Source organism: Actinomadura fibrosa, assembly GCF_900659615.1.
Taxonomy (GTDB): Bacteria; Actinomycetota; Actinomycetes; order Streptosporangiales; family Streptosporangiaceae; genus Spirillospora; species Spirillospora fibrosa.
This window is the reverse complement of record NZ_CAACUY010000005.1, coordinates 1-19433: the sequence shown is the minus strand read 5'-3', so window position 1 is coordinate 19433 and position 19433 is coordinate 1. Positions and strand designations below refer to the sequence as shown.

The following is a 19433-nucleotide window of genomic DNA, read 5'->3' as shown; positions in this document are numbered from 1 at the left end:
TGGGCGATTCGCGAAAGTACCGTCAGTTCGGGGAAGTGAGCGCCTGGACGGTGGCGGTGGTGTCGAGCGGCCACAGAGTGACCATGTGGCTGGCGTTCCCGGATGCGAGAGTGCTGCCGTCGGGGCTGAACGCGAGGCTGGTGACGGTCTTGCCATCGCCCGTGAGCGTCGCCCAGAGTTCCTCGCGGTGAAGGTCCCACAGGGTGATGGTGTTGTCCGCGCCCGCGATGGCGAGCAGCCGTCCCTCCGGACCGATCGCCACGGCCCTGGCAGGACGCGCGAACTGCGGCAGCGCTGTGATCTTCTTGCGGCGTCCGGTGTCCCAGAGCTGGAACTGACTGTTCGCCTCGGGTCGCCCGAGAACGGCCAGGAACCGCCCGTCCGGGCTGAAGAAGCCGGGATCCCCAGGGTCGGGCGATGACTCGTACGGCTCCCCCTTGAGCGGTGTCCTGGTAGGGAGCCGGGACGCGACGGTCCGGTCGTCGAAGCAGATGATCCGGTCCTGGCGCGGGTCGAACTCCCAGCTCTCGGAGCATTCGTCCAACTTGTAGGCGGTGCCCGTACGGGCGTCCCACCTGACCCGGCCCTGATCGAAGGTTGCGGCGACCATGCCGCCGTCGGAACTGAAGGTCAGCCGGCTCGCCTGCGGGAGCGGTTCCATGGTCTCGGGGTCGTAGGCCGTCACGGACTCGTCCGTCGAGTGGAGCGTCTTGATCGTTCTCCCGGTCGCGGGCTCCCACAGCCGCACCGTGCCGTATTCGTCCCCTGTCGCGAGCACCCGACCGTCGGGGCTGTAGGCGACGGCCCGGACCGGCGTCCTCTTGCCGGTGGAGGCGAGGGCCGCGCGCGGTCGGCGCCCGACCGGGTCCCACAGCGTCACCGTGGAGTCGCCCGCGGACGCGATGGTGCGACCGTCGGGGCTGTAGACGACGGACTCGACCGTGCCGGTATGGCCGAGCAGCGGCATCCGCCGGCGGTCGTGGACGGTGACGTCACCGTTCTCGCTGGCGGTGGCGAGCATGCGACCGTCCCGGCTGACCGTCATGGTCTCGACGGCGGCGGCGACCCCGGGGAAAGCGGCGAGGCGGGACCGGCGGACCAGGTTCCATGCGGTGATCTCGCCGGTGCCCGCGCCGACGAAGAGGACACGGCCCTCGGGATCCAGCGCCCATGCGCCGTCGAAGGACATGTACATGCGCCACTCGGTGGCGCCCGGTCGCCTGACCACCACCTCCGCGCCCGTATCGGGCTGCGACTTCTCGGCGGCGCGCGAGTCCACGGTGAACCGGGTCTCGACCTGCGTCCGGCCGTCCCTGCTGTAACCGGCGAACAGCGCGAAGGGGAACTCCGACCTTCCGGTGCGCAGCCAATCGCCCTGCTCGGCGCCGAGTCGGGCGACGGTGCGCTCACCGCGGTACGTCCTCGTGCGGCCGTTGCCCGGCTCCCACACGGTCACCTGACCGAACCTGCCCGGATGAGTGGTGACCGCACCCGCGGCGATCATCCGCGCTGTCGGATCGAACGCCACCGCCTCCACCGGGTCGTCAAGGAGCCGGGTCGTCTGCCGCCGGTTGCGGTGGGCGACGTCCCAGACGCTGACCCCGCCCCCGTCGTCACCGATGGCCAGCAGCCGTGCGTCCGCGCTGAAGGCCAGCGACCAGACGCCTTCCTGCCGGAACGTCGTCAGAAGGCGTCCGCTGACCGTGTCCCACAGCCGGACGGGGCCGCCTCCGCCGGTGGCGAGCGTCCTGCCGTCCGGGCTGAAAGCCATCGCGTGCACCGGTTCGCCGGGGCCGATCAGCCGCATCCCGCTCCCCGGTGCTCCGGCGATGCTGAGCAGGGCGCTGCGGGCTTCGACGGTCGGTGCGAGCCGGTACGCCCGCGCCGCCAGCCGCAGTCCCGCCTCCTGGTCGGCCGGTGCGAGGACGCGGGCCTGGGCGGCGAGCTCGCGGGACCGGGACTGGTGCAGCCGCTGGTCGGCCAGGCGGCGCTGGCGTTCGGCGACGGCTCCGGCGGCGGTCGCGACGATCAGCAGCACGGCCATGGCCGTCGCCAGGACGCGCAGCCGCCGGGCCCGCCGCCGTGCGGCCTGCCGCTCGGCGTCCTCGGCGGCGGTGCTGGCGTCCAGGAACGCACGCTCGACGTCCGTCAGGTCCGTGCCGGCGCGTTCGGCCCACTCGCGGGCGGTGGCCAGCCGTGTTCCCCGGTACAGCGCCCCGGCGTCGCCGTCCAGGTCGCGCCAGGACCGGGCGGCCTCGGCGAGCAGCTGGTGGATCCGCATGCCGTCGCGGTCGCCGTCCACCCACTCGTGCAGCCGGGGCCAGGCGGTGATGAGCGCTTCGTGGGCCAGCTGGACCAGGTCCCGGTCGAGGGTGACGAGCCGGGCTGCGGCCAGCAGATCGAGGACGACGCGCAGGTCGTCGTCCTCGCCGCCGGGGAGGTCGGCGCGGCGCATCGGGCGGCGCGCGACCTGGGCGTCCTCACCGATGGCGATCAGGCGCAGCAGCAGCCGCCGGGTCAGGTCCCGTTGCCCGTCCGACAGGGACTCGTAGAGCTCCTCGGCGGTGCGCGCGATCGCCCCGTGGATGCCGCCGGCGGCCTGGTAGGCGTCCAGCGTCAGGGCCTTGCCGCGCCGCCGCAGCCAGGTCTCGCGCAGGGCGTGCGAGACGAGCGGCAGCATCCCGGGCTCGTCCCCGGCCTCGGCGATCACGGTGGCGACCAGCGCGGGCTGCGCGGTCACGTCCTCGCGGGCGGCCGGCTTCACGATCGCCTCGCGCAGCTCGGCCGCGGTCATCGGCGCGACCAGCACGCTGGCGGCGCGCAGGGCCGCGGCGAGCCGGCGGTATCCGGCGCAGTGGCCGTAGTAGTCCCCGCGCAGGGCGATCATCACCCGCATCGGCGGGTCCGCGTGCTCGTCCGGCAGGAGCGCGTCGATGAAGGCCGCGCGGTCAGCGGGATCGCCGCAGAGGGTGAACACTTCCTCGAACTGGTCGACCACCACCAGCCGCTCGTCGGGGGCCTCCGGTCCGTCCGCGGCGAGCGCGGCCTTCAGAGCGGCCATCGGCGCCGATCCCGGTGTCAGCGAAACGCAGCTCACCGGCCCCTCGTCCGGACGCAGACCGGCACGCACCGCAGGGATGACACCCGCGCGCAGCAGTGAGGACTTCCCGCTGCCCGACGGCCCGACGACCGCGACGAACCGGCTCTGCCCGAGCTGCTCCACCAGATCGGTGACCAGGGATTCCCGGCCGAAGAACCGATCCGCGTCCTCCTCCTCGAAGGCGGCCAGTCCTGGATATGGCGAAAGGCGTGCCCCTGGCGCCGTGGCGCTCTCGACCGCCGCCACCGCGTCGGCGGCCTCCTGCCAGCGGCGCTGCCACTCCTCCCGTTCGCCGCCGCACGCCTCGGCAAACGCCGCCGCGACGGCTGCGCTCGGCAACCGGTCGCCGCGCGCGGCCGCCGTCAGCGCGGTCGCCGAGAACCCGCTGCGGCGCGCCAGTTCGCGGTAGGTCGGACGGCCCGCCTCGTTGCGCAGCTTCCGCAACGCGAAGGCGAACTGCTCGACCGGACCCGCGCTCGGGTCGAGAGGATTCTCCGGACGCCCCATGGCGCCCATCCAACCCGCACATGATCAGCAGTAGGCGCGCCGTGTCCGCTTCCGGCCCGCGCGCCCTGTCCGCTCACCCGAACCACTCACCCCGTTGAACAGCGGAAATGGGGATTGTGTTCAATTCCGGCCGCCGCGAGCGTGATCAGGAACGTCCACGACCTCGCCACGACCCGGCGAGGCCGAACGAACGGAGTCTCCGGTGGCGATGATGAATCTGGCGACGCTGGGAGCCGCTGCGGCGGTCCTCGGTACCTCCCTCCTGGCCCCCTCACCCGCATACGCGCACAACGTCCCGATCGACTGGCCGACCGCTCAGACCAGCACGCCGCATGACTCCGACGCCCAGGCGGCACGGCGTCCCGCGTGGCACACCATCCGGCACGACTCCCACACCCCGACCACGAACTGGACGACCCGGCCCTGGGACCGGCCCAGGGGGGCCCGCTTGATGCAGGTGAACTCCCGGTGCTGGGGCAATGACACGAGGATGGACGCGCAGCTCAGGTACAAGCTCCCCGCCGGCCTCGGCTGGAAGATCGTCGCGGCGGACACCTGGCGCTGCGACGGCCGGTACCACACCCTGCGCACCAGCAACGCAGGGCATTCGAAATACCGCGCGATGTTCTGGCTCAATCACAAGCACACCGTCGAGTACTGGGCGCAGTACTACAAGTAGAAGGATCGGTCCCTCGGAGCGCTGACGAGCGCCTACCGGAAAGTTCTTCGAAGAAATCCGGGAGGCGGTGTCGGGTCGGGGCGGTGTCGTTCGTGGCCAGGGTGAGGCCGCCCACCAGGGGCGGCGGACCGCCGTCGATGGAAGGCCGAGCCGAAGGGTGAACCACACAGGGCACGGCAGTGGCATCCTGACCCGGTGGCTGCTGAAGATCGAGCGCCGGAAGACGCCGCCCCGACACCACAGGAGATGATCCGCAGATGCGCTACCTGGTTTCCGTTATCGACGACAAGGACAACCCCGGCAGCACCGACAGGCAGCCGGCCATCAGCGCGTTCAACGAGCGGCTGATCGCCGAGGGCCACTGGGTCTTCGCGGGCGGGCTCGCGGACACCGACGCGGCCACGGTCATCGACAACCGGGGCGAGCAGGCGGTGTTCAGCGACGGCCCCTTCGTGGAGTCGAAGGAGTACCTCGCCGGCGTCTGGGTGTGGGAGGCCCCCGACCTGGACGTGGCGCTCAAGCTCGCCGCCGAGGCGTCGAAGGTCTGCGACCGGAAGATCGAGGTGCGGCCGTTCCTGTGAACGACATGGACGTCCGCGCGGCGGTCAGCCGGGCCCACCGCGAGGAGTGGGCCCGGGTGGTCGCCTCCCTGACCAGGCGCTTCGGTGACCTCGACATCGCCGAGGAGGCGGCCGCCGAGGCGTTCGCGACCGCCGTCCAGCGGTGGCCGGCCGACGGCGTCCCGCCCAACCCCGGTGCCTGGCTGACCACCACCGCCAACCGCAAGGCCATCGACCGGATCCGTCGCGAGAACAAGCGCGACGACAAGCACAGGGAGGCTCTGATGGTGTACGACGCCCCGCCCGAGTCCGTCGGCGCCATCGACGACGACCGCCTCCGGCTGATCTTCACGTGCTGCCATCCGGCGCTGGCGATGGAGACCCGCGTGGCGCTGACACTGCGCATGGTCGGCGGTCTGACCGTGCCGGAGATCGCCCGCGCGTTCCTGGTGCGCGAGACCGCCCTGGAGCGGCGGATCACCCGCGCCAAGGCCAAGATCAAGGCGGCCGGCATCCCCTACCGGGTGCCGTCCGCCGAGGATCTGCCGACGCGCGTGTCCGGCGTGCTCGCCGTCCTGTACCTGGTGTTCAACGAGGGCTACCTGGCGACCGGCCCGGGCACCGATCCCCTCCGGCACGACCTGACCGCCGAGGCGATCCGCCTCACCCGCCTGATCCGCGCCCTGCTGCCGGGCGACGGCGAGGTGGCCGGGCTCCTGGCGCTGATGCTGCTCACCCAGGCCCGCCGCACCGCCCGCCTCTCGTCCGGCGGCGAGCTGGTCGCCCTCGCCGAGCAGGACCGCGGAGCCTGGGACGCGGCGCTGATCGCCGAAGGGCACCGGCTGGTGCGCGAGCGCCTCGCCGCTTCCGCCGCCGGCGCCGCACCGGGCCGCTACCAGATCCTCGCCGCGATCAACGCCGTGCACACCTCCGCCCGCGACATGCGCGACACCGACTGGTCGCAGATCCTCGCCCTCTACGACCAGCTCGTCCGCCTCGACCCCTCACCGATCGTCGCCCTGAACCGGGCCGTCGCGGTCGCCGAACTCGACGGTCCGCAGGTGGCACTGGCAGCCGTCGACCGTCTCCAGGACACGCTGGACGGCTATCACGCCTACCACGCCACCCGCGCCGACCTGCTGCGCCGGCTGGGACGCGGCGACGAGGCGCGCGCGGCCTACGACAAGGCGATCGAACTGGCGGGCAACACCGCCGAGACCGCCTACCTGACCCGCCGCCGCGACCAGTTGCGGTAGCGCCCGCCGCTCCCAGCCGACACGGCACCGCTCCTCACCCCTGGCACGCCGTCCGGCGAGCGTCGACGGATCAGGTCACCTGAGTTTCACCGGCTGCGCTGTCTACGGTGGGGTGGATGAGGATGGAGATCGATGAGGTCGAAGGGTGGCTGCGGGAGCGGCTGCCGGGGCTGGCGGAGGAGCACGGGGTGCCGGGGGTGGCGGTCGCCGTCGACGCCGGCGGACGGCTGGTCGAGGCGGCGGCGGGGGTTCTGAGCACCGCGACGGGAGTGGAGGCGACGGTCGACTCGGTGTTCCAGATCGGGTCGGTCACCAAGGTGCTGACGGCGACGCTGGTGATGGGACTCGTCGCGGAAGGGCTGGTGGAGCTCGACGCACCGGTGGACACGTACCTTCCCGGGTTCCGCGAGGTGACCGTCCGGCAGCTGCTGTGCCACACGGCCGGGTTCGAGGGGGACGTGTTCACCGACACCGGCAAGGGGGACGACTGCCTGGAGCGGTACGTGGAACTGCTGGCCGACGTCCCGCAGCTCTTCGAGCCCGGGACGATGTTCTCCTACAACAACGCGGGCTACAGCGTGCTCGGGCGGATCGTCGAGGTCGTGCGGGGCGAGCCGTTCGACCGGTGCATGCGCGACCACCTGTTCACGCCGCTGGGGATGACGCACGCGGCGAGTGATCCGTACGAGGCGATCCTGCATCGCGCGGCGGTGGGACACCTGGGTGGGCGGCCCGCCTCGGTCTGGGCGATGGCGCGCTCGAACGCGCCCGCCGGATCGATGCTCGCCATGACCCCGCGCGACCTGCTGGCCTTCGTCCGGATGCATCTCGCCGACGAGGGGCTGCGGGCCATGCGGGAGCCGCAGGTCGCCCTGCCCGACATCGGCTGGGGGACGGCCTGGGGTCTCGGCTGGGAGCTCTACGACCTGCCGGGCGGTCCGGTGTTCGGCCACAACGGCAACACCATCGGGCAGTCGGCCGTCCTGCGGGTCGACCCCGGCCGCGAGGTGTCGGTGGCGATCTTCACGAACGGCGGCGACCGGAAGCCGCTGATGAAGGAGATCCTCGACAGGGTCATCGAGTCTCCCGCCGAGCCCGTGCCCGATCCCGCGGTGCGCCCGGACGCCAGGCGGCTCGCGGGCGTCTACGCGTCCAGCACGAGCCAGACCACGGTGAGCGCGGACGAACAGGGACGGCTGTGGCTTGAGCGAGTCCCTCTCGGCCTCGCGGTGGAGGCCGGCGACGAGCCGTACCGGACCGAGCTGCTCGGCTGGCGAGGCGACTCCCTGCTGCCCGCCGAGCCGGGCCACGGGCCCGTCGCGTTCCTGGGAGACGACGGCGAAGGCCATGCCCGCTACCTGCACACGGGCCGCGCCGACGTTCGCACGGCCGCACGAATCGAACCCTGAAGCATCATCGTCAGAGGTCGGGGGTAGCCGGCGTCCGGACCGAGGCGGTCAGCCTCTGGTCGGCAGAGCGGTGCGGGCGATGGCGTCGCGTTCGGCCGCTTCGCGTTCGGCCGCCTCCTGCTCCGCGGCGGCGCGCTTGTCGTAGGCGGCGCGGGCCGCGGCGATGGCGTTCTGGTGTTCCTCGGTCCAGAGGACCAGGGCGCGGATCGTGCTGTGCAAGGTGGCGCCCATCGGTGTCAGCGCGTAGTCCACGCGCGGCGGGACGGTCGGGTGCACCGTCCGGCTCACCAGCCCGTCGCGTTCCAGATGCCGCAGGGTGCGGGTCATCATCCGCTGGCTTATCCCATCGATCGCGCGGCGCAGCTCGGTGAACCGCAGGCTGCGCTTGTCCAGCAGCGCGATCACCAGGAGCGACCACTTGTCGGCGATGCGGTCGAGGATCTGCCGCACCTCGCAGTCGGCGCGCTGGTCCCACTGGAGAACGTCGTCGTCAACGGCGGTATCCGCGCAGTAACCGAGGGACTTGAGAGTGCCGTCTTCCATGGTCACCGATGGTGCCCGACGATGCTGTCAGTTACAAGAGGGAACCGGCCTGCACGTGGGGAACCACCCCGGGCCGGTTCCCGCGACACGAGGGAGTCGGGTACCGATGTCCAATTCCGTCACTGGATCCGCCGGCGGGCCGGCCGGCCTGGCGGGGCGTGCCTGGGGCGTGCTGCTGGTGCTGTGCGGTGCCATCTTCCTGGAGGGCATCGATGTGGCGATGCTGAACGTGGCGCTGCCGTCGATCCGCGCCGACCTGGGCCTTTCCACCGGGATGCTCAGCGGGGTCGTCAGCGCCTACGTGGTGGGCTACGGCGGGTTCATGCTGCTGGGCGGGCGCGCCGCCGACCTGCTGGGCCACCGCCGGATGTTCGTGCTGTGGCTGGCGGTCTTCCTGGTCTTCTCCGGGCTCGGCGGGCTCGCCACCGAGGGCTGGATGCTGCTGGTCGCCCGGTTCGTCACGGGGGTCGCGGCGGCGTTCATGGCCCCCGCCGGGCTGGCGCTGGTCACGTCCAACTTCCCGGAGGGCCCCGCGCGCAACAAGGCGCTCGGCGTCTACGCGGGGACGGCGGCGGGCGGGTTCTCGCTCGGCGTGGTCGCGGGCGGCGCGCTCACCTCGTTCGGCTGGCGGTGGGTGTTCTTCGCGCCGGTCGTCCTGTCGGCACTGATCCTGGTGGCGGCTCTGGCCCTCGTCCGCGACACGGACGGCGAGCGCCCATCGGGCGGCTTCGACCTGACCGGGGCCGTCACCATCACCGGGGCGATGCTCCTGACGGTGTACGGGGTGGTCCGTCTGGAACATCCCGGCGAGGGCCCCGGCGTGACCGTCGGCGTGTTCGCCGCGGGCCTGGCGCTGCTGGGGATGTTCACCACGGTCGAACGGCGGTCGCCGTCCCCGCTGGTGCGGCTCGGGATCCTGCGCACCGCGCCGCTGGTGCGCGTCAACCTGGCCGCGCTGCTCTTCCTGGCCGCGTTCGCGGGCTTCCAGTTCCTGGCCACCCTGTACTTCCAGGAGCTGCGCGGCTGGAGCACGATGCAGACCGGCCTGGCCATGCTCGTGATCGGCATCGACACCGTCCTCGCGCCCGTCCTGACGCCGCGACTGGTGGACCGCTTCGGCAACGCCCGCGTGCTGTTCGGCGGCATCGTGCTCGCGGCGGTCGCGTACGCGCTGTTCCTGCCCGTCGGGATGGACTGGACCTATCTCGCCATGCTCCCCGCGCTGCTCTTGCTCGGCCTGGCCTTCTCGCTGGCGTACGGGCCGCTCACCATGGCCGCCACCGACGGCGTCGCGGAGGACGAGCACGGCCTGGCGGGCGGTCTGCTCTACACCTCCATCCAGTTCGGCACGGCGCTCGGCCTGTCGGCCGTCACCGCCGTCAGCGTCGCCGCCGGCTCGGGCCTGGACGCCCTGCGCACCGCGCTGATGGTGCCGGTCGCCGCGGCGGCACTCGGCGCGATCGTTCTCGCCTTCGGTCTCCGTGCGCCCACCGGCCGGGACGACTCGCCGCCGACCACGGCCATCCCCGCCGAGTCCACCACGACCGCCGCTTGAGCAGGGAAGGAGAGGACCGATGGCCACCTCCGTGACGTCCTTCGCGACGATCAAGAGCCAGTTCGACGCCTACATCGGCGACATCGTCTACGCGACCATGACCACCGTCGACAAGAAGGGACGGCCCCGCGCACGGGTCCTGATCCCGGTCTGGGAGACCGTCGACGGCACCCCCGTGGGCTGGCTGGCCACTTACAAGACGCCCGTCAAGGCCGCCCATCTGGCGGGCAACCCGCACACCACGTTCTCCTACTGGACGCCACGGCAGAACGCGGTGAGCGTCGACGCCGTCGCCGCCTGGGTCGACGACCTGGAGGTCAAGCGGCACGTGTGGGACCTGTACCGGCGCACGAGCCCGAAGGGGGCCGGCTACGACCTGGGCAACTTCTGGCGCGGCGGGCCCGGCGATCCGAAACTGCACGTCCTCCGCCTGGAGCCCTGGCGCATTCAGGTAATCAGAGGGACCGACCTGCACAGCAAAATCTGGCACGCCGCAGAAGAACGCTGACAGGGCATCTTGGGTTCGCGTCGCCCGGCGGTCACCGTACATCCGCCCCCACCCTCGCCCTGTCAGAGGTCGATGGTCATGCCGTCGTGGGCGAGGGTGAGGTGCGGTGCGAGCGGCTGGTCCAGGACGCTGGGTCCGGCGTGGGTCAGGAGGAGGCGTCGGCAGCGCAGTTGGGCGGCGTGGGAGACCAGGTCGGGCAGATGCAGGTGACCGGGCACGGCGCGGTCGGCGGTGTAGGCCTCGCAGACGAACAGGTCGGTGCCGTCGGCCACGGTGAGGAGGGTGTCGGTCCACGCGGTGTCTCCGCTGTAGGCGATCGTCCTGCCGGCCAGGGTGACCCGGAGCGCCAGTGCGGGGGCACCGGCCTGGTGATCGACCGCGAAGGCCTGGACGTGGCAGGTGCCCAGGGTGAGGTCGGAGCCGGGCGGCGTCTCGTGGACGTGCACGGCGAACCGGCGCGTCACCGAGGTCGAGCCGGGGAACAGCACCTCCATGGCCTGGTGCAGGCGGTCGTCCAGGCCCGGCGGACCGACCAGGTGCAGCGGCCGTGTCCGGCGGCGGAACTGGCCGTCCAGGATCAGGAACGGCAGTCCCGCGAAGTGGTCGCCGTGCAGGTGCGAGACCGCGACGACCGCCACTTCCGCGGGATCGCATCCGTAGCGTTTGAGGCCGGTCAGCGCGGTGGCTCCGCAGTCGATGAGCAACGTTCCCTCGTCACCGGAGGCCCGCAGGTGCAAGCAGGTCTGTAAGCGGCCTCCACTGCCGAAGGCGTCACCGGATCCAATGACGGTCATCCGTAGCGTCTGCTCCATCTCGCCACTGTGACGCACACACACGCCGACCGGAGGTGATTGGCGGACGGCCCCCGGAGCGCTTAGCCGATCTGGAGGGCCAGCTTGCCGACGTAGTGATCGGTCAGGGCGCGATGCGCGTCCTTGACCCGCTCCAACGGGAAGGTCCGGGCGACGTGGACCTCGAAGGAGCTCGCCTCGATGATCGCGTTCAGCCGATCGGTGGCGGTGCGGCTCCGGTCCCCGTCGTACTGGGACACCGTCGCGCTCGGTGACGTCGCAGGCATGGGCAGGACGCCGTTCGGCCAGGCGATCCGCCCGGACGTCTTGATCGCGCGAAGAGCTCGCTCGGCGGTCTCGCCCCCTGCGGTGACCAGAGCCGCATCGAGCCCGCCCGGCGCGAACTTCGAGGCCGCCTCCAGCACGTCGACCTCGCGGCCGTTGACGGCGTGGTCGGCGCCCAGGCGACGGGCCAGGGCGACACCGTCATCACCGGAAGCGACGGCGAGCACCCGGATGCCGCTGTGCCGCGCCAGCTGGACGGCCATGTGCCCGAGACCTCCGCTGGCCCCGAAGACCATGAGCGTGTCGTCCGGCCGGAGGTCGAGCAGATCGAGGCCGCTCAGCGCGGTCAGGGCGTCCCACGCCATCGCGCCGGCCTGGTCGGTCGGCATCCGGTCGGGCACGTGCGCCGCGAACTCCGCCTCGACGACGCCGTACTCGGCGTAGAAGCCGCCGCGCGGCACCGGCATCGTCGCGGCGTAGACGCGGTCGCCCACATCGAACCGGGTGACGTTGCGTCCGACCGCGGCCACCGTGCCCGCCGCGTCCCAGCCGAGGACGTAGGGGAAGGTCGACGCGATGCCGAAGGCGCCGTCGTAGTGCCCCTCCCGCTCGACCGCGTCCCAGGACGCGGCCCCTGCGAACTCGATCCGAATGAGGACGTCGTCGTCGCCGACCTCCGGGAGCGGTATCCGGCGCGACGTGAGCTCGTCGATTCCGCCGAACCGGTCAAGAACGACCGCTCGCATCTGCTGCTCCACGCGGGTGCCGCCGACTGTGTGCTCGACTCGGCTGTCCATCGGCCCTCCTGATTGCTTGAGTGAATCAAGCATCATGGAAGCACGGTTACTTGAGTGAATCAAGTAGCTCGTCTAGACTGGGTGCCATGGCGCTGCCGAACAAACCCGCGACCACCTCGTCCGAGGCCGAGGCCGCCATGTTCGACCTGGTCGACGTCTACGACCGCGCCTACGAGGCGGCCGCGGCCGAGCTGTCGCTCAGCACGGCGCAGGCCTGCGTACTCGGGCGGCTCGACGAGCCGCGCGGCATGGGCGCCCTCGCCGAGGAGCTCGGCTGCGACGCGTCCAACATCACCCAGATCGTCGTGCGCCTCGAAGCGCTCGGCCTCGCGGTCCGCCAGCCGAACCCCCGGGACCGCCGCTCGCGGCTCGTCGCGCGAACCCCCCAAGGGGACGAGGTCAACCAGCGGTTCGCCACGGCCTTCACCTTCGCCCGCACGGCGGTCGGACGGCTCTCACCCGACGAACAGGACCAGTTGACGGCGCTGCTTCGGAAGGCACTGGGCTGACGCGCGTCCTGCCCGAGACGGATCGCCGGCACTCTGTCGCCGGATCGCCCGTGGTACCGACCACGAGCGCGCGCGGTCAGCGCGTCGACGTCGCGGGCGATGTTCCGGCCGTGCTGCGGGCAGCCGGTCGTGGTCCGGCACCACGCTGCGAACCGGCCGAACTGCCGCTCGGTGGCGGCGGACCCGTCCAGGGCGTCGCGTTCCACCGAACGGCTGTGGTCGATGGCGCCGTCCAGCGCCATCGCCCGCACCCGCCGGGGGAACAGCCGGGCGCAGGAGGCGCCCAGTTCCGTGCCGTACGAGACGCCGAGCCAGGAGATCCTGCGCTCACCGAGGGCCGCGCGGGTCGCGTCGACTCGAACCCGATCAGGTCGAAGCGCTCACGAAGCGGCTTCGACTCGGTGCTGCCGAGCATCGTCCCGCCTCACGCGACGGTGTCGGTGCCCGGGCCGCCGGGTTTGCCGGGGTTGCGGAGCAAGGGGCCGAGCCGATGTGCCGGGTCCGCGGCGCGCAAGCGGTTGAGCGCGAGCCTGGTCCGTGCTCCGCGCGGACGCGGCGTGGTGTTGGGCGGCTGATCTCACTGCCGTCCGCGTGCGACCTAGGGATGGTGGTCCGTGGGCGCCGCGGCGCCGTCGCTGCACTGTTTGAGCAGCTCGAACGCTCCGCGGATGATGGGCTGGCACTTCAGGCTCATCTCCAGGCCGCTGGACGCCGTCCGCGGGTCGGACACCATCAGGCTGACGGCCAGCACGCGGCCATCGGCGGTGCATGCCAGGTAGTTCAGGGTCACCACGCCGGGTTCCGAGCCGCCCTTGTACCAGACGGTGGGGAACTGTGAGGGGTCGAGAGCCAGCCCGTCGTCGTTGAGCGAGAGCGCGTGGCCGACCTGCGGCATGTCGAAGCGGTAGAGGCCGGCGAACGCCCGGACGATGTCCATCGGCGAAGCGAACCACTCGATCTGGTCGATGCGTTCGGGACGGCTCCAAGCCTCCGGCGCATCGGGGAGCGGCAGATCCTCCAGGGCCTGTAGCTCGGCGGCGCGGCGGTCCTCGGGCAAGGCCAGGTACTCGTCCGCGCGGGCGGAGTCGAACTTCAGCCGGAAGAAAGCCCGGGTGGTCGGGAACGGGATGTTCGCCTCCGGCGTGCGGTGCCCGAACAGGACGAGTTGCCGCTGCACGGCGTCCCGGCCGAGCCGCCCCATCAGGTGGTCGGTGGCGGTGTTGTCGCTGAGGGAGATCATGGCGTCGGCGTACTCCGCCAGCGTGAACGCGGTGCCGGCGGGGACGTCCTGCATCCGGCCGGACGGGAGGCTCTTGCGGTCATCCCGGATCGCCAGCGGTTCCTGCCAGGACGCCTTTCCCTCAGCGGCGGCCTGGGCGAGCGCGCCGAGCACGTACAGCTTGAACGCGGAACCGATCGGTCTCGGCGTCTCCGCGGCCACGCCGTGCACCTGCGCGCACGTGCCGCCGGGGCCGATCGTCGCCGCCGCAAACGACACCCGCGCCGCGAGCGAGGCGAGCCGGCGGTCGATGTCGGTCCACGAGCCGGGGGACGGCTCGTCCGAGGTGAGCTGCATGTCGGCCACGAGCCCGGCCGCGTCCACCTGGACGGTCAGCAGGTGGTCACCGCTTCCGGTGCGCACCGCGGCCTGCGCGCGGTCGGGCTGCGACGAAGTGATCCTGCGCAGGGTCACCGGGCCCAGCGCGGCCATCGCCGCGTTCACCGCGCCCGGCCCGCCGCTCATGGCGAGCAGCGCGGGAGCCACGTGCCGCTCGATCTCCGCGTCGTCGAGCGGGGCGCGGGCCGAGCCGTCCACCATCCAGCGGAGTCGTTCCTCAGCGATCATTTCCATAAGTGGGAACATTGCCGAAACTGGTAGCTTTGTCAACGTGACGTCCGCCGACCTGCTCCTGCACCCGGTCCGCCTGCGCATCGTCCAGGCGCTGCTCGGCGACCGGGCGCTGACCACGAACGAGCTGAAGACCGAGCTCGCGGACGTCCCCACGACCAGCCTCTACCGGCACATCGCCCGCCTCACCGACGCCGGGGTGCTGGCGGTGGCCGCCGAGCGGCGCGTGCGCGGCACGGTCGAGCGCACCTACGTGCTGCGGCTGAGCGCGGCGAGCATCGGCCTGGACGAGGTCGACGCGATGAGCCCCGACGAGCACCGGCAGGCGTTCACGGCCTATGTCGCCGGGCTCCTCGACGCGTTCGACCGGTACGCCGCCAGGACCGACATCGACCTGCTCCGCGACCAGGTGAGCTACCGCCTCGCCGGGATGTGGCTCGACGACGACGAGTTCGCCGAGCTGCGCCGCGAACTCGCCCGGGTGCTCCGGCCTCGGCTGGCCAACCCGCCGCGGCCCGGCCGCCGTCGCCGCATCCTCGCGACCGTCCTCCTGCTCGGCGACGACGCCGCCGAGTAGAACGCCGCACCGCGACGCGTGCTCAGGACGGGGCGAGCTTGAACTGTTCGGTGACGCGTCGTGTGAGCGTCTCCTCGGTCATCGCGGAGTCCACCGTGCTGGTGGTGAGGCCGAGTCGGCGGGTCTGTTCGGACAGCTGGTCGGTGAACAGGGCGTCGCGTTTGAGCAGGTTCCGCAGCGCACGCCGCGGATCGCTGGTCTTCGCGACGAGCCTCCAGGCCGCACCGCCGCGGTCCGCGAAGACGGCCTCGCGGAAACGGGGCGTCGGCAGCAGCCACACGGCGTGGTCCGGGTCGGCGAGCAGGGGGCGGACGAGCCCGGGGAGCAGCCGGAATCCCTCGGCGACCACCGGACGGTCGGCGGGCAGGCTGAGCAGGTCGTCGAGGATCAGGTCGAAACCCTCGCCGTGGTACCAGTGGAAGGTGTCGAGCATCTCGCGCGGGCTCCTGGTCACCCAGCGCTCGTCCATGTCCATGGCGGCGAATCGGGCCAGGTAGGGGGCCTCGTTCGCGGGGAGGCGGCGCGCGTGGTCGGGCATGGCGGCGTCGGTGTCGTACAGGCGCATCCCGTGCCGGTCGGCAAGGCGCCGGGCGATGGTGGACTTCCCTGAGCCGCTGCCACCGCCGATCCAGTAGACGTGCCGCAGCCGCTCTGGTGGGACGCCGGGCGAAGGTCGTCCGAACGTCACGGCTGTCCTTCCGGTCGGCGTATCGTCGCGGCATGCGCGTGGTCACGCCGATCGTGGACGGCGACGGGTTCTCGCTCAAGCGGATAGCGATTCGCGCTCGGGCCGAGTCGTGGTCCGATCCGGAGATCCCGGACGGGCATCAGCTCACGTTCGTGCGCCGTGGTGTGTTCCGTGCGCGGGTCGGCGGCCGCACGCTCGTGGCGGACCCGACGGTCGCCTACTTCGGCGGCCCGGCGCAGGAGCAGAGCATCGCCCATCGGCCGGGGAGCGAGGACACGTGCACGGCCCTGCTGATGTCGGATCCCTTCATGGCCGAGCTGGATCGAGGGGCGCCGGTAGGGGGTCCTGTTCCGGTGACGGGTGATCTCGCCGTCGCGCATCGCGTGCTGGCGGCCAGGGCGCGTCGGTGCGACTCCTTCGAGGTGGCCGAGATGGCCGTCCGGCTGGCAGGACGCGTCCTCGCGGCACCGTCCTCGCCACGTGCGGTGGGACGAGCGGCGACTGCTGCGGCCCGGCGCGCGTTGGCGGGCGGGGCCAAGGAACTGCTCGCCGGGGAACCGGGCACGCTCGGGCTCCGGGACGTCGCCCGGCGCCTCGGATGCTCTCCCTTCCACCTCAGCCGGACCTTCCGGGATGAGACCGGCATGACGTTGACCAGGTACCGCGCCCGCGTCCGCGTGCACATGGCGCTGGAGGCGATCGAGGCGGGCCGGGCCGATCTGGCGGGCCTGGCGGCCGAGCTCGGCTTCGCCGACCACGCCCATCTGACCCGGACGGTCCGCGACGAGTGCGGCCGCACGCCGCGGGCGCTGCGGGCCCTGCTGGCGGCGCCGGACTGAGCAAGGATCTTCAAGCGCCGGACGGGCGCGCGGGCCCACACTCGGGTCGTCGGTCCGATCCAGACGGCGCGGGAAGGTGCCCAGCATGATCGCGAGAGTATGGCAGGCCCGGACCAGCGGTCCGCGGACCACCGAGGAGTACCGCCGGGTTTTCCAGACGGAGGTGCTCACCAGCCTGCGGGGTATAGAGGGCTTCCGCGGCGCCTACCTGCTGGCCCGGAGCGATGGTGACGCGGTGGGCATCGAGACGGTGACGCTGTTCGAGTCCCTCGACGCCGTCAGGAGCTTTGCGGGGAAGGGGTACGAGCGCGAGCACGTCACGCCGGCGGCGCGGGCCGTGCTGCTCGACTCCGATCCGCTCATCCGCCATTTCGACGTGCTCACCGCTTACCGGACCGGCGAGGACCAGGGGAGTTCGTTGACCAGTTAACGATCCGTTCTGCCGGGTAATGGCTGCTCATGGCCCCGTCGGTTCCTGACGCTCCCCGGATCCGCAGGGCTCCCGCCCTCAGGGAGGAACGCGTGGACGTGCGGATCGAGCCGTGGGCGGAGCGCGACCTGGAGTTGCTGCGTCGGGTGAACATCCCCGAGATGAAGGCGCATCTGGGCGGGCCCGAGAGTGACGAGCAGGTCCTCGGGCGCCACCGGTTCGACCTGCTCGCCGGTCGGGGCGGGCTTTAGGTCAGGTTCCGTCCTATATCTGCGGCATGCTGGGCGCATGGCGGACTCCTCGATCCGGTTGCTGAACCTGCTGTCGCTGCTGCAGACCCCGCGCGAGTGGCCGGGCGGCGAGCTGGCCGAGCGGCTGAGGGTGAGCGGCCGGACGATCCGGCGCGACATCGAGCGGCTCCGCGAGCTGGGCTATCCCGTCGAGGCGACCAAGGGGCCCGAGGGCGGGTACCGCCTGGTCGCCGGGGCCGCGATGCCGCCGCTCCTGCTGGACGACGAGGAGGCCGTCGCGATCGCGGTCGGGCTGCGCGGCGCCGCCGCACATCCGGTGGACGGGATCGGTGAGGCCTCGGCCCGCGCGCTCGCCAAGCTGGAGCAGGTGCTGCCGTCCCGGCTGCGGCGCCGCGTCGGCGTGCTCGGCGCCGCGACCGTCCCGCTGGTCCCGGACGGCGGCCCGACCGTCGACCCGGCGCATCTGGCCGTGCTCGCCGCGGCCATCGCGAACCGCGAGCGGGTCCGGTTCGCCTACCGGTCCGGCGGGGGCGCCGACTCGCGGCGGCTGGCCGAGCCGCACCGCATCGTCGCCGCGGGCCGCCGCTGGTATCTCGTCGCCTACGACCTCGACCGCGACGACTGGCGGACGTTCCGCGTCGACCGCGTGGACGAGCCGCGCCCGACCGGCCAGCGCCGCACCGAGCGCGAGGTGCCCGGAGGCGACGCCGCCGCGTACTTCAGGGAGAAGGCGTACGCCGCGGCGCCGATCTACAGCGCCGAGGTCACCGTCCACATGCCCGCGGCGGACGTCATGGCCCGGCTCGGCGCGGCGCCCGGCGAGGTGCGGCCGCTCGGTGCCGGCCGGTGCCTGCTCAGCGGGCGCCCCGACACCCTCGAATGGCTCGCCGCGCGGCTGTTCATGCTCGGCTGCGAGTTCGAGGTGCACGACCCGCCGGAGCTGGTGGCGCACATCCGCGACCTGGCGGCGCGCGCGGCCCGCGCCGTCAGTCCACGGTGAGGACGATCTTGCCGCGGATGCCGCCCGCCGTGTAGAAGCGGTGGGCCTCGGCCGCCTGTTCGAGGGGGAAGGTCCGCAGCACGTGCCATCTCAGCTCGCCGCGCGCGTAGAGGGCGGCGAGCTCGGCCAGCCGCTCGGCGGTGCGGATCGCCGGGCTCAGGCCGACGCCGAGCGCCGCCGCGCGGTCGTGGTCGTACAGCGTGATGACGCGGGAGCGGTCCTTCACCAGCTCCAGGGTGGCGTCGAGGGCGGCTCCGCCGACGCTGTCCAGGGACGCGTGGACCTCCCCGCCCGGGGCCAGCTCGCGGACGCGGGCCGTGAAGCCCTCGCCGTAGGCGACGGGCAGGGCGCCGAGGGAGCGCAGGTAGTCGTGCTGCTCCTCGCGCGCCGCGCCGATCACGGTGGCGCCGCGGTGCCGTCCGAGCTGGACGGCGACGGTGCCGACCGCGCCGGCCGCGCCGTGCACCAGGAGGGTCTCGCCTTCGCCGACCTCCAGGGCCTCGATCACGTTGCGGGCCGTCTGGGACGCGGCGCTGAAACCGCCCGCGACCTCCCACGGCATCTCCGGCGGCTTCGCGGTGACCTGCGCGGCCGGGACGACCAGGTGCTCGCCGTAGGCGTTCAGCAGCCCGAAGCCCAGCACCTCGTCGCCGGGCGTGAAGCCCGCCACGTCCGCGCCGACTTGGTCGACGACCCCGGCGAACTCGTTGCCCGGCGTGCGCGGGTAGGGGGCGTCCGCGCCCGCGGGCAGCCATCCCCCGACGACGGCCACGTCGAAGGGCTGGACGCCGGCGGCCCTGACCCTGACCCGCACCTCGCCGGGGCCGGCCTGCGGTTCGGGTACCTCCGCGAGCCGCAGCGGCCCGCCCGGCGCGTCGAAGACGATCACTCTGCTCATCGCGTGCTCCCTGATCGGTGGTTCCAGTGATCACGAAGCTAGGTGGCGGTGGCGCGGGCCCGAATCCGTGGCGCCACCGTAGTGCTCACGGGGTGGTGCTCACGGGGCGGCGAAGCGGGCCAGCTCGGCGCGGGAGGCGACGCCGAGCTTGGGATAGGCCTTGTAGAGGTGGTACTCGACCGTCCGGTGGCTGAGGAACAGCCGCGCGGCGATGTCTCGGTTGCTCGCCCCGGCCGCCGCCAGCCGGACGATCTGGAGCTCCTGCGGGGTGAGCCGGCCGAGCGGGTCGCCGTCCGGGGGCGGAGCGGGCGCGGTCTCGCCCGTGGCGCGCAGCTCGGCGCGGACCCGTGCGGCCCACGGCGCCGCGCCGAGCCGCTCGAAGGCCGCCAGCGCGGAGCGGAG

Annotated in this window: 20 protein-coding genes and 1 pseudogene; 12 read left to right on the top strand and 9 right to left on the bottom strand. The window is 72.4% G+C overall.

Annotated features, from left to right (window positions below; genetic code table 11):
• Positions 1 to 22 precede the first annotated feature (22 nt).
• Positions 23 to 3607, bottom strand: a complete 3585-nt coding sequence (locus E1300_RS03355; protein ID WP_131755374.1) for an nSTAND1 domain-containing NTPase — start codon at positions 3605 to 3607, stop codon at positions 23 to 25.
• 202 nt (positions 3608 to 3809) lie between these two features.
• On the opposite strand from E1300_RS03355, the gene E1300_RS03350 reads away from it, so the two are divergent.
• The 4 genes from E1300_RS03350 to E1300_RS03335 all read left to right on the top strand — a co-directional run bounded on the left by E1300_RS03350 (position 3810) and on the right by E1300_RS03335 (position 7511).
• Positions 3810 to 4286: a hypothetical protein gene (locus E1300_RS03350; protein ID WP_131755373.1), complete on the top strand. Its 477-nt coding sequence runs from the start codon at positions 3810 to 3812 to the stop codon at positions 4284 to 4286.
• A gap of 257 nt (positions 4287 to 4543) precedes the next feature.
• Entirely contained in the window at positions 4544 to 4867 is a 324-nt protein-coding gene (locus tag E1300_RS03345) for a YciI family protein (protein WP_131755372.1), read from the top strand.
• Positions 4868 to 4872: 5 nt separating this feature from the next.
• Entirely contained in the window at positions 4873 to 6102 is a 1230-nt protein-coding gene (locus E1300_RS03340) for an RNA polymerase sigma factor (protein ID WP_131755486.1), read from the top strand.
• 116 nt (positions 6103 to 6218) lie between these two features.
• The gene (locus E1300_RS03335) at positions 6219 to 7511 is read left to right on the top strand and encodes a serine hydrolase domain-containing protein (protein ID WP_242618920.1); all 1293 of its coding nucleotides are present in this window, start codon (positions 6219 to 6221) and stop codon (positions 7509 to 7511) included.
• A 48-nt stretch (positions 7512 to 7559) separates the two neighbouring features.
• Here the strand turns inward: E1300_RS03335 and E1300_RS03330 are convergent, their stop codons facing one another.
• Complete coding sequence (locus E1300_RS03330; RefSeq protein ID WP_207399452.1) at positions 7560 to 8054, bottom strand: winged helix-turn-helix transcriptional regulator; 495 nt, start codon at positions 8052 to 8054, stop codon at positions 7560 to 7562.
• 106 nt (positions 8055 to 8160) lie between these two features.
• On the opposite strand from E1300_RS03330, the gene E1300_RS03325 reads away from it, so the two are divergent.
• Both E1300_RS03325 and E1300_RS03320 read left to right on the top strand, forming a co-directional pair.
• Positions 8161 to 9609, top strand: coding sequence for an MFS transporter (locus E1300_RS03325; protein WP_131755370.1), 1449 nt, complete (start codon positions 8161 to 8163; stop codon positions 9607 to 9609).
• 19 nt (positions 9610 to 9628) lie between these two features.
• Positions 9629 to 10117, top strand: a complete 489-nt coding sequence (locus tag E1300_RS03320; RefSeq protein ID WP_131755369.1) for a pyridoxamine 5'-phosphate oxidase family protein — start codon at positions 9629 to 9631, stop codon at positions 10115 to 10117.
• Between the two features lie 62 nt (positions 10118 to 10179).
• Here the strand turns inward: E1300_RS03320 and E1300_RS03315 are convergent, their stop codons facing one another.
• Together E1300_RS03315 and E1300_RS03310 are read right to left on the bottom strand one after the other, a co-directional pair.
• Entirely contained in the window at positions 10180 to 10911 is a 732-nt protein-coding gene (locus tag E1300_RS03315; protein WP_278045338.1) for an MBL fold metallo-hydrolase, read from the bottom strand.
• A gap of 80 nt (positions 10912 to 10991) precedes the next feature.
• Positions 10992 to 11990 (bottom strand): quinone oxidoreductase family protein, encoded by a 999-nt coding sequence (locus E1300_RS03310; RefSeq protein WP_242618919.1) that lies wholly within the window; start codon positions 11988 to 11990, stop codon positions 10992 to 10994.
• An 86-nt stretch (positions 11991 to 12076) separates the two neighbouring features.
• On the opposite strand from E1300_RS03310, the gene E1300_RS03305 reads away from it, so the two are divergent.
• Entirely contained in the window at positions 12077 to 12499 is a 423-nt protein-coding gene (locus E1300_RS03305) for a MarR family winged helix-turn-helix transcriptional regulator (protein ID WP_131755367.1), read from the top strand.
• 113 nt (positions 12500 to 12612) lie between these two features.
• Here the strand turns inward: E1300_RS03305 and E1300_RS52130 are convergent.
• Positions 12613 to 12840, bottom strand: a pseudogene (locus E1300_RS52130) (alpha/beta fold hydrolase); the annotation flags it as partial.
• Between the two features lie 257 nt (positions 12841 to 13097).
• Positions 13098 to 14345, bottom strand: a complete 1248-nt coding sequence (locus tag E1300_RS03295) for a serine hydrolase (protein WP_207399451.1) — start codon at positions 14343 to 14345, stop codon at positions 13098 to 13100.
• A gap of 43 nt (positions 14346 to 14388) precedes the next feature.
• Between E1300_RS03295 and E1300_RS03290 the strand changes: the two genes are divergently transcribed.
• A complete protein-coding gene (locus E1300_RS03290) occupies positions 14389 to 14925 on the top strand; it encodes a helix-turn-helix domain-containing protein (protein WP_131755365.1) in 537 nt (178 codons plus the stop codon).
• 22 nt (positions 14926 to 14947) lie between these two features.
• Here E1300_RS03290 and E1300_RS03285 read toward each other — a convergent pair whose 3' ends face one another.
• On the bottom strand, positions 14948 to 15613 hold the full coding sequence (locus E1300_RS03285; RefSeq protein ID WP_131755364.1) for a shikimate kinase: 666 nt from the start codon (positions 15611 to 15613) through the stop codon (positions 14948 to 14950).
• Between the two features lie 32 nt (positions 15614 to 15645).
• Between E1300_RS03285 and E1300_RS03280 the strand changes: the two genes are divergently transcribed.
• From E1300_RS03280 to E1300_RS03265, 4 genes are all read left to right on the top strand, one after another.
• The gene (locus tag E1300_RS03280) at positions 15646 to 16452 is read left to right on the top strand and encodes a helix-turn-helix transcriptional regulator (RefSeq protein ID WP_131755363.1); all 807 of its coding nucleotides are present in this window, start codon (positions 15646 to 15648) and stop codon (positions 16450 to 16452) included.
• An 85-nt stretch (positions 16453 to 16537) separates the two neighbouring features.
• On the top strand, positions 16538 to 16882 hold the full coding sequence (locus E1300_RS03275) for an antibiotic biosynthesis monooxygenase (protein ID WP_131755362.1): 345 nt from the start codon (positions 16538 to 16540) through the stop codon (positions 16880 to 16882).
• A gap of 92 nt (positions 16883 to 16974) precedes the next feature.
• Positions 16975 to 17133: a hypothetical protein gene (locus tag E1300_RS03270; protein WP_207399450.1), complete on the top strand. Its 159-nt coding sequence runs from the start codon at positions 16975 to 16977 to the stop codon at positions 17131 to 17133.
• A 37-nt stretch (positions 17134 to 17170) separates the two neighbouring features.
• Positions 17171 to 18133, top strand: a complete 963-nt coding sequence (locus E1300_RS03265) for a helix-turn-helix transcriptional regulator (protein ID WP_131755361.1) — start codon at positions 17171 to 17173, stop codon at positions 18131 to 18133.
• On the opposite strand, the gene E1300_RS03260 is transcribed toward E1300_RS03265, so the two are convergent.
• Together E1300_RS03260 and E1300_RS03255 are read right to left on the bottom strand one after the other, a co-directional pair.
• Positions 18120 to 19031, bottom strand: a complete 912-nt coding sequence (locus E1300_RS03260; RefSeq protein WP_131755360.1) for a quinone oxidoreductase family protein — start codon at positions 19029 to 19031, stop codon at positions 18120 to 18122. The two genes, E1300_RS03265 and E1300_RS03260, sit on opposite strands and share 14 nt — an antisense overlap.
• Positions 19032 to 19130: 99 nt before the next feature.
• Positions 19131 to 19433: helix-turn-helix domain-containing protein (locus E1300_RS03255; RefSeq protein WP_131755359.1), on the bottom strand; the 303-nt coding region annotated here is incomplete at its 5' end.

Bases quoted from the DNA above. Each gene is read 5' to 3' on its own strand.
- E1300_RS03355 (WP_131755374.1), bottom strand. From the start codon at position 3,607: ATGGGGCGTCCGGAGAATCCTCTCGACCCGAGCGCGGGTCCGGTCGAG.
- E1300_RS03345 (WP_131755372.1), top strand. From the start codon at position 4,544: ATGCGCTACCTGGTTTCCGTTATCGACGACAAGGACAACCCCGGCAGC.
- E1300_RS03340 (WP_131755486.1), top strand. From the start codon at position 4,873: ATGGACGTCCGCGCGGCGGTCAGCCGGGCCCACCGCGAGGAGTGGGCC.
- E1300_RS03335 (WP_242618920.1), top strand. From the start codon at position 6,219: ATGAGGATGGAGATCGATGAGGTCGAAGGGTGGCTGCGGGAGCGGCTG.
- E1300_RS03330 (WP_207399452.1), bottom strand. From the start codon at position 8,054: ATGGAAGACGGCACTCTCAAGTCCCTCGGTTACTGCGCGGATACCGCC.
- E1300_RS03325 (WP_131755370.1), top strand. From the start codon at position 8,161: ATGTCCAATTCCGTCACTGGATCCGCCGGCGGGCCGGCCGGCCTGGCG.
- E1300_RS03320 (WP_131755369.1), top strand. From the start codon at position 9,629: ATGGCCACCTCCGTGACGTCCTTCGCGACGATCAAGAGCCAGTTCGAC.
- E1300_RS03315 (WP_278045338.1), bottom strand. From the start codon at position 10,911: ATGACCGTCATTGGATCCGGTGACGCCTTCGGCAGTGGAGGCCGCTTA.
- E1300_RS03310 (WP_242618919.1), bottom strand. From the start codon at position 11,990: ATGGACAGCCGAGTCGAGCACACAGTCGGCGGCACCCGCGTGGAGCAG.
- E1300_RS03305 (WP_131755367.1), top strand. From the start codon at position 12,077: ATGGCGCTGCCGAACAAACCCGCGACCACCTCGTCCGAGGCCGAGGCC.
- E1300_RS03295 (WP_207399451.1), bottom strand. From the start codon at position 14,345: ATGATCGCTGAGGAACGACTCCGCTGGATGGTGGACGGCTCGGCCCGC.
- E1300_RS03280 (WP_131755363.1), top strand. From the start codon at position 15,646: ATGCGCGTGGTCACGCCGATCGTGGACGGCGACGGGTTCTCGCTCAAG.
- E1300_RS03275 (WP_131755362.1), top strand. From the start codon at position 16,538: ATGATCGCGAGAGTATGGCAGGCCCGGACCAGCGGTCCGCGGACCACC.
- E1300_RS03265 (WP_131755361.1), top strand. From the start codon at position 17,171: ATGGCGGACTCCTCGATCCGGTTGCTGAACCTGCTGTCGCTGCTGCAG.
- E1300_RS03260 (WP_131755360.1), bottom strand. From the start codon at position 19,031: ATGAGCAGAGTGATCGTCTTCGACGCGCCGGGCGGGCCGCTGCGGCTC.